Here is a 6,092-nt window from a genome sequence, read left to right on the forward strand (position 1 = left end):
GACCGCCATCACAGAGTCGTAGCCTCCGGCCGTTACATCGAGAGCCTCGACTCCCCGGAGGTGTGTCAGATGGCTGCACCGGAACCGGAGGCGCCCACCACGGCGCCGACCAGGGCTAAGGATCACAGCCCCTGGAACTGGTTGCTCTTCATCCCCATCGTGGTGCCGCTGATCCCGGTCTTCTTCAATGGCGACTCGCCCCGGGTGTTCGGCTTCCCGCGCTTCTACTGGCTGCAACTGGCGTTCATCCTGCTCGGCGTCAGCACCACGACCCTGGTGTACCAGATGACCAAGAAGCGGGGTGATTCCTGATGTGGCGCGACCATCTCACCGAGATCATCGTCTTCTCGTTCCTGTTCCTGCTGGTCAGCGTGATGGGTTTCGTGGCCGCCCGCTGGCGGGCGCCGAAGGACATGGCCCACCTGGACGAGTGGGGTCTGGGCGGGCGCAGCTTCGGCGGCTGGATCACCTGGTTCCTGGTCGGCGGTGACCTCTACACGGCGTACACCTTCGTGGCGGTGCCGGCGCTGATGTTCGGCGCGGGCGCGGCTGGGTTCTTCGCCGTGCCGTACACGATCGTCATCTACCCGCTGGTCTTCCTGGTGCTGGTCCGGCTCTGGTCGGTGTCGCACCGGCACGGGTTCGTGACGCCCGCCGACTTCGTCCGCAACCGGTTCGACTCGCCGGTGCTGGCGCTGCTGATCGCGATCACCGGCATCGTCGCCACCATGCCGTACATCGCGTTGCAGTTGGTCGGCATCGAGGCGGTGCTCAAGACGATGGGCGTGACCGGCGACAACGCGCTGGCCCGGCACCTGCCGATCATCATCGCGTTCGCGATCCTGGCCGCGTACACCTACCAGTCGGGGCTGCGCGCCCCGGCGCTGATCGCGTTCGTCAAGGACAGCCTGATCTACATCGTCATCCTGGTGGCGGTCATCTACCTGCCGTACAAGCTGGGCGGCTGGGGAGACATCTTCGCCGCCGCGGACGCGAAGTTCGACGCGTCACCCAACCCGAACGACGGCATCCTGCTCAACGGCAACAACCAGCTCCAGTACGTGACGCTGGCGCTCGGCTCGGCGTTGGCGCTCTTCCTCTACCCGCACAGCATCACGGGTGTGCTGGCCAGCAGGAACCGCGACGTGATCAAGCGCAACATGTCGGCGCTGCCCGCGTACAGCCTGCTGCTCGGGCTCATCGCGCTGCTCGGCTACATGGCCATCGCGGCCGGGGTCAAGCCGCTGCCCGGCAACTCGGCCGGGTCGGCGGACAACAACACGATCGTCCCGCTGCTGTTCGACCAGCAGTTCCCGAACTGGTTCGCCGGTGTGGCGTACGCGGCCATCGGCATCGGCGCGCTGGTGCCGGCGGCGATCATGTCGATCGCGGCGGCGAACCTGTTCACCCGCAACATCTACAAGGAGTACCTGAAGCGGGACGCCTCCCCGGCCCAGGAGGCCAACGTCTCGAAGATCACCTCGCTGGTGGTGAAGGTCGGCGCGGTGGCCTGCATCGTCTTCCTCGACCCGCAGTTCTCCATCGACCTCCAGTTGATCGGCGGCGTGATCATCCTTCAGACGCTGCCGGCGGTGGCGCTGGGCCTCTACACCCGCTGGTTCCACCGCACCGGGCTGATCGTCGGCTGGGCGGTCGGCATGGGGCTGGGCATGTGGATGCTCTACCAGGTGGCCAGCCCGACGAAGAAGCACTTCGGTGGCTCGGCGTTCCCGCTGTCGGAGTTCGGCTTCGACACCACCAGGACGATCTACGTCGGCATCGTGGCGGTGTTGGTGAACCTGGCCGTCGCGGCGCTTGTCACCCTGGCGCTGCGGGCCGCGAAGGTCGACGAGGGCGTCGACGGCACCGAGCCGGACGACTACTTCGCCGACGAGGGCGACCCCCGCGTCACCCCGGGCACCGACCGCGACGCCGAGTCGGCCCGCGAACCGGTCGCCTGAGATCGGGTACGCGCCCGGGCGCCGACGTGGGTCGGTGCCCGGGCGCTGCCTGTCCCGCGCCCCTCCTGGGGCGGGGTCAGCGGGGGCGGTTGCGGTTTATCAGGGCCTGGTTGAGGCGGCCCAGGAGGGTCGCCAGGGCGGCCCGGTCCTCGGCGTTCCAGTCGGCCAGCATGTCGCCGTAGAGCCGGGTGCGGGCGGCCTGCACGGCGGCCATCCGTTGCAGGCCGGCCGGGGTGGGGGAGATGACCGTGCCGCGGCCGTCCGTCGGGTCGGGGGCGCGGACGATGAGGCCGTCGCGTTGCAGGGCGGAGACCTGCCGGGTCACCGTCGACCCGTCCAGGTTGAGCCGGGCGGCGAGCGCGGAGACGTTCTGCGGGCCGGCGTCGGCCAGGTGGCGCAGGATGACGTACGCCGCGCGGTCGAGCACCCGGTGCTCGGCGGTGCCGGTGGCCCGCCGGGTGGCCTCGCCGAAGCGCATCAGCAGGGCCACCTCGGTCTCGATCCGGCCGAGGGTGGTCTCGTCGTCGTCAGCACTCATAGCTGTATGATACAGGATAAGTACCTGTAACATACAGCTAATTGAGGAGTCGGAGTGGATCGGCGTTCCGAACCGAACCGCAGTGCCATCTACGCCACCACACTGGTGGCCTTCCTCGCCATCGCCGGCATCGCCGTCGTCGACCCGATCCTGCCGGCCATCGGCGAGGCGATCGGGGTCACCGCCTGGCAGGTCGAGCTGCTGTTCACCGCGTACATCGCGGTCATGGCCCTCGGCATGATCCCGGCGACGCTCGCCAGCGGACGGTTCGGCTTCAAGCCGGTGCTCGTCACCGGCGTCTCCGTGGTCGGCCTGGCCGCGATCCTCGCCTCGTTCAGCGACAACATCGTCCAACTGTCGGTGCTGCGGGGCGTCTGGGGCCTGGGCAACGCGATGTTCTTCGCCACCGCCATGGTGGTGCTCGTCAACCTCGCCCTGGACCGGGAATGGGTGGTCGGCCTCTTCGAGACCGCCCTCGGACTCGGCTTCGCCGTCGGCCCGCTCATCGGCGGCCTGCTCGGCGAGATCAGCTGGCGGCTGCCGTTCTTCGTCTGCGGCGTCTTCATGGTCCTCGCCCTCGGTGTGGCCGCCAGCAAGCTCCGTGAACCCACAAACAGGCAGGCCCCGGTACGCGTCGGCCAGATCTTCGCCACCTACCGCCGACCGGCGTTCATCGCGCTCTGCGCGGTCACCGCCGCGTACAACTTCGTGTTCTTCGTGGTGCTCGGCTACACGCCCCTCTTCCTCGGCCTCGACGTCATCCCACTCGGGCTGGCGTTCACCGGGTGGGGCCTCGGCCTGGCCGCCGGCATCCTGGTGATCGGTCACCGCCTGGCCCACCGGATCGGCGCCGTGCAGACCGTCGGCGTGGCCATCGCCGGCCTGCTGGTCTGCATGGTCCTCTTCGCCACCTCCACCAGCACCGCCGAGGCGCTCGTCGTGCTGGTGCTCTCCGGGCTCTGCATGGGCCTCGCCAACGCCAACCTCACCGACCTGGCGCTCGGCCTCGGCTCCAGCGACCGCAGGCTCGCCACCGGCGCGTTCAACCTGGTCCGCTGGGGTGCCGCCGCGCCGGCGCCGATCATCTCCGGCAAACTCGCCGAGCAGTCGCTGGCCCTGCCGTACTGGGTCGGCTTCGGGGTGCTCGCCGTCGGCGTGCTCGTCTACCTGGCCTTCGCGCACGTGATGGCCGCCGGCTACGGCGAACGGGTCCTCTGGTCCCGCTGGAACCGCGCCGCCGCCACAACCGAACACGCCCCGGAAGAGCCGGTAGGCGAGGCCTACTGACCGCCGCCCTTGGCGGCACCGCTCAAGATCCGCACACTTTCGGGGAAACTGCTGCCTCCGTCGCCGCTGAGGCAGCAGTTTCTCTGAAGTTGCGCAGATCTTGAGCGGCGGCGTCGCGGGCGAGGGCGTCGTGGCGGCGTCAGTTCAGGGCGCGCCACAGCAGGTAGAGCCCGATCGTCGTGCCGAACACCACGATCATGGTCTTGAGCACCACCGGCGGCAGCCGGCGGACCAGCCGGGCACCCGCGTACCCCCCGATCAGGGTGGCCGGCGCGACCACCGCGACGGCCGCCCAGTTCACCGGGCCGAACAGGGCGAACACCACGAGCGTGGTCAACCCCACAAGCGCGGAGAGCAGATTCTTGATCGCGCTCACCCGCACCAGCGTCGCGTCCAGCACCAGGGCCAGCCCGGCGACCAGCATCACCCCGAGGGCCGCGCCGAAGTACCCGCCGTACACCGCACCCAGCCCGACCATCGTCTGCACGGCGACCGTCCGCTGCCGTGGCGACAGATCCCGGGGATGCCCGACCAGCCGACGCAGCGGATCCTGGAAGGCCAGCACCGCTGTCGCCCCGAGCACCAGAAACGGTACGACCAGCTCGAACGCGCGAGCCGGAGTCGCCAGCAGCAGCAACGCCCCGAGGATCGTGCCGACGATCGTGGTCGGCACCAGCGTGGCCAGAGCCCGGGGGCGCGGCAGATCCATCCGGCTGCCCGCCACGCTTGCCACGTACCCGGGGAACACGGCTACCGAGTTGCTGACGTTCGCCGGCACCGGCGGCAGACCAGCCGCGATCATCGCCGGAAAGGTGATCAGTGAACCGCCGCCGGCCGCCGCGTTGACCGTGCCAGCGGCGAGACCGGCGGCGAGCAGCAGCGCGGCGTGGGAGAGATCCATAGCCCCACGAGGCTAGCCGCCGCCATCTGAGCTGGCTTCGCCGGATCGCCCACGAGCTGCGCGATCTTGCCCAGGCGGGGCGGCAATACCTGCGGCACGCACGTCGTTAGGATGGGAGCGCGACGGACGAGTCGACCGGGCGGTCGCGTCGGCGGGTTCCGACCCGCCGCCGAGGAACGTCCGGACTCCACAGGGCAGGGTGGTTGTTAACGGCAACCCGGGGCGACCCGCGGGACAGTGCCACAGAAAACAGACCGCCGACCCCAACGGGGACGGTAAGGGTGAAACGGTGGGGTAAGAGCCCACCAGCACCCCGGGTGACCGGGGTGGCTCGGTAAACCCCACCCGGAGCAAGGCCAAGCAAGGGCCGTCACCGCAAGATGACGACCCGGCGCAGACGCTTGAGGGCTGCCCGCCCGATGTCTGCGGGTAGGCCGCTGGAGCCTGCCGGCAACGGCAGGCCGAGATGGATGGCCGCCGCCGGCGCACACCCCTCGGGTACGCGCCGCGCACAGAATCCGGCGTACAGGTCGACTCGTCCGTCGCCCACCAGCTCAGAGACCTGATGAAGGCTCTGAACTGGTCGTTTGTTGGGTGCCCTTGGTTGACCTTGGTCATCGTGGGTGGGGTTTGACGGCCTGGCCACGGCCTGGGACGGCCCTGGAGACGGCCTGGCTCGTGGCGGTTCCCGCCGCTGTCCTACATCGCTGGCAGTCTGTACGGCGTGCGGATGACCGATGACGACGGGCGCGTGCTCAACGCGGAATTTGCCTCGAGCTGGACGCCCGGGCTTTGCGGTGGTTTTGGAAAGTGCCGGCGGGGCGAGCTCGACCGGCCCTTCGCGTAACTCCGACTACATCCCGGCTCTTGAGCTGATCCTCGCCCGACTCCGAACGCTGGGTGCCGTGCTGGTTTCGGGTGCGGTCGACTCTCGTGAGACCGAGCACCTGCCCGAGTCCGAACGCACGGTTCTCGACGGACCGCTTTGAGGCGTAGCCTCGTGCCCCGGCATCCCGTGGGTACGCCGCCGCTCCTTCATCTCCGCCCCGTGTCCCGACTGCTCTAGCAGCTCGAAAACGCGGTTAAGCATGAGGTGCGCGCCGCTGACGAGCCCAGACCAGCACAGATCGATCGCTGCTGCCGGAGACAATGCGGTATTGGTTGCCCTGGCAAGGCAGCACCGCAACCGCAGACACCCAGCTGGTGTGGCCGGTTAGTCGTGCCAGTTCGATGCCAGTGTCGGGGTCCCATACCCGTACGGTTTCGTCGCCGGTGGAGACGAGGCGGTGTCGCCCGTCCGGGTTGGGGAGCACCGCAACCGCAGACACCCAGCTGGTGTGGCCGGTTAGTCGTGCCAGTTCGATGCCAGTGTCGGGGTCCCATACCCGTACGGTTTCGTCGCCGG

The 6,092-nt window shown here is 69.0% G+C and carries 5 protein-coding genes, 1 other RNA gene and 1 pseudogene; 4 read left to right on the forward strand and 3 right to left on the reverse strand.

Going from position 1 to position 6,092, the window contains the following annotated elements; genetic code table 11:
• Positions 1 to 69 precede the first annotated feature (69 nt).
• Together AB0N27_RS01475 and mctP are read left to right on the forward strand one after the other, a co-directional pair.
• Positions 70 to 312, forward strand: a complete 243-nt coding sequence (locus AB0N27_RS01475) for a DUF3311 domain-containing protein (protein WP_357857149.1) — start codon at positions 70 to 72, stop codon at positions 310 to 312.
• Entirely contained in the window at positions 312 to 1,961 is a 1,650-nt protein-coding gene (mctP, locus tag AB0N27_RS01480) for a monocarboxylate uptake permease MctP (RefSeq protein ID WP_364362459.1), read from the forward strand. The genes AB0N27_RS01475 and mctP overlap by 1 nt, the downstream gene beginning before the upstream one ends.
• Positions 1,962 to 2,037: 76 nt before the next feature.
• On the opposite strand, the gene AB0N27_RS01485 is transcribed toward mctP, so the two are convergent.
• Positions 2,038 to 2,499: a MarR family transcriptional regulator gene (locus tag AB0N27_RS01485; protein WP_364362460.1), complete on the reverse strand. Its 462-nt coding sequence runs from the start codon at positions 2,497 to 2,499 to the stop codon at positions 2,038 to 2,040.
• A 54-nt stretch (positions 2,500 to 2,553) separates the two neighbouring features.
• Here AB0N27_RS01485 and AB0N27_RS01490 point away from each other — a divergent pair, with 54 nt between their 5' ends.
• Entirely contained in the window at positions 2,554 to 3,786 is a 1,233-nt protein-coding gene (locus AB0N27_RS01490; protein ID WP_364362461.1) for an MFS transporter, read from the forward strand.
• A 139-nt stretch (positions 3,787 to 3,925) separates the two neighbouring features.
• On the opposite strand, the gene AB0N27_RS01495 is transcribed toward AB0N27_RS01490, so the two are convergent.
• Positions 3,926 to 4,687: a sulfite exporter TauE/SafE family protein gene (locus AB0N27_RS01495; protein WP_364362462.1), complete on the reverse strand. Its 762-nt coding sequence runs from the start codon at positions 4,685 to 4,687 to the stop codon at positions 3,926 to 3,928.
• A gap of 127 nt (positions 4,688 to 4,814) precedes the next feature.
• Here AB0N27_RS01495 and rnpB point away from each other — a divergent pair.
• Positions 4,815 to 5,229, forward strand: an RNA gene (gene rnpB, locus AB0N27_RS01500) — RNase P RNA component class A.
• Between the two features lie 540 nt (positions 5,230 to 5,769).
• On the opposite strand, the pseudogene AB0N27_RS01505 reads toward rnpB, so the two are convergent.
• Positions 5,770 to 6,092: pseudogene (locus tag AB0N27_RS01505) on the reverse strand (hypothetical protein); the annotation flags it as partial.

The organism is Micromonospora sp. NPDC093244, from assembly GCF_040683695.1.
Taxonomy (GTDB): Bacteria; Actinomycetota; Actinomycetes; order Mycobacteriales; family Micromonosporaceae; genus Micromonospora.

Coding starts and splice junctions, on each gene's coding strand:
- mctP (WP_364362459.1), top strand. CDS start 312: ATGTGGCGCGACCATCTCACCGAGATCATCGTCTTCTCGTTCCTGTTC.
- AB0N27_RS01495 (WP_364362462.1), bottom strand. CDS start 4,687: ATGGATCTCTCCCACGCCGCGCTGCTGCTCGCCGCCGGTCTCGCCGCT.
- AB0N27_RS01475 (WP_357857149.1), top strand. CDS start 70: ATGGCTGCACCGGAACCGGAGGCGCCCACCACGGCGCCGACCAGGGCT.
- AB0N27_RS01485 (WP_364362460.1), bottom strand. CDS start 2,499: ATGAGTGCTGACGACGACGAGACCACCCTCGGCCGGATCGAGACCGAG.